This is a genomic window from Photobacterium frigidiphilum (assembly GCF_003025615.1).
GTDB classification, from domain to species: Bacteria; Pseudomonadota; Gammaproteobacteria; order Enterobacterales; family Vibrionaceae; genus Photobacterium; species Photobacterium frigidiphilum.
The window spans coordinates 1-1,478 of sequence record NZ_PYMJ01000110.1; the positions used below are offsets into that span (position 1 = coordinate 1).

Genomic DNA, 1,478 nt, shown 5'->3' on the forward strand with positions numbered 1-1,478 from the left:
TAAAATTCAGCCACTTAACTAGTGCGCAATGGTGGGTTTTAAAATCGATATTTTGGTTGTATCCCTTTGATACCAAGGGTTACAGAGGAGTCTGGTGACAAACCGTTCTTTTAGTCAGAGAACCCTTTTAACGCCCGATTTCACAAGATAATCGTGGAACAGGCGTTCATGGGTCGGCGCGCCTATGGCGATGACGACGAGATCATAAGCACTTAAAACATCGCGCTTTCTGTAATCGAGTAAAGAGTTGCGGTAACCATCTGCTTTCAGCCATGGAAACTTTGCTTGCAACTGAAAGGCTACAGCAAGAGCTTTCGGCCAGTCGGTCATGTTGCCGTCGAGGGTATGACGATACAAGTTAGACGTACTAAACCTGTCCGGATCTACAATATCAATACGGCCAATTCCTGCTGCTCCCAGCTTATGTGCTATTTCACTTCCTACCGAACCACAGCCAGTCAGCAATACTTTCTTGTTATCAAGAGATGGGTTGGCACCACTGCGTGGCAACATGAGTTCTTTGTTGAAGACCTCAACAAAGGTTGGCTCGATCTTCCACAACCTCATTTTTTCAGAGGTAAGGGGAAATGCCCGCTTCTTATCCAAACTGAGCTTTACCCCAACCCAGGCTTTGCCTGATGGTGTTGCCATGTTCAGCACTAGCCAGAACTCTTTAGCTCTGATAGGAAACAGCTCCTTGTCTGCCCTGCTTTTTGTTCCATGAGGGAGCCTTTGGAGGGCGTCCAGCAACCATGTTTTCAATCCGTCAGCATTGTGAGGAATAACCGGGTCTATGGATTGCAGCGGAAGAATACAGCCAGCGGCATCTTTTTGTTGCTGCCGTGAACCTATCTTGAAAAAGCGTGCCACATTTTGATCATTCCCCTCATATGGCAGGGCTGTGAAAGATGCGGAAATGCTCATAACGCTATCTGGTGAAATAGGTTTGTAAATATCCAGTTGAGTAAAATTGGCTACGCATGACGTGCAGTACAGTGTCTTTGGCGATTTGCTCATCATGCCCTTAGTGTTTGTGTACCAATTTGTGCTGAATTCCCTAAGCAACTCACTCTGGTTAAATTCGGAGTCTGTAATGAGTGAGCGTAGCAATTTAACATGCCGCCTTATGGATTCCTCGAAGGCCAGTTCTGGCCTTTCAAAGTTGACTGATACGGAGTCCAGGTGATTCACACAAATTGAGCCAAGCCCTCCGAAATTTTGAGTTGTCAGAACGTGGGCCAAGACCCCGAAAGATACAGGGTCCTTTAAAAAAAAGTGCGGTAACTGCTGTAATTCATCAACGCAGAAATGCACCAAACTGACAAGGCGGCCATCAATTTCTACGCAGACCGAAAGTGTATCCAGATCCGAGTAGCTAGAGGGCTGAACTTCAAATTCACTGTCGAGGAAATATTCTAGAACAGATGCGTAGTCCACGTTATGCACCTTGCGACGTACCGGAAGCTCCTGCCGTGCTG

The 1,478-nt window shown here is 46.6% G+C and carries 1 protein-coding gene; it reads right to left on the reverse strand.

The window, feature by feature from the left end:
- Nucleotides 1-114: 114 nt before the first annotated feature.
- On the reverse strand, nucleotides 115-1,478 hold a 1,364-nt coding region (locus C9J12_RS29995; protein WP_227876524.1), incomplete at its 5' end, for a ThiF family adenylyltransferase.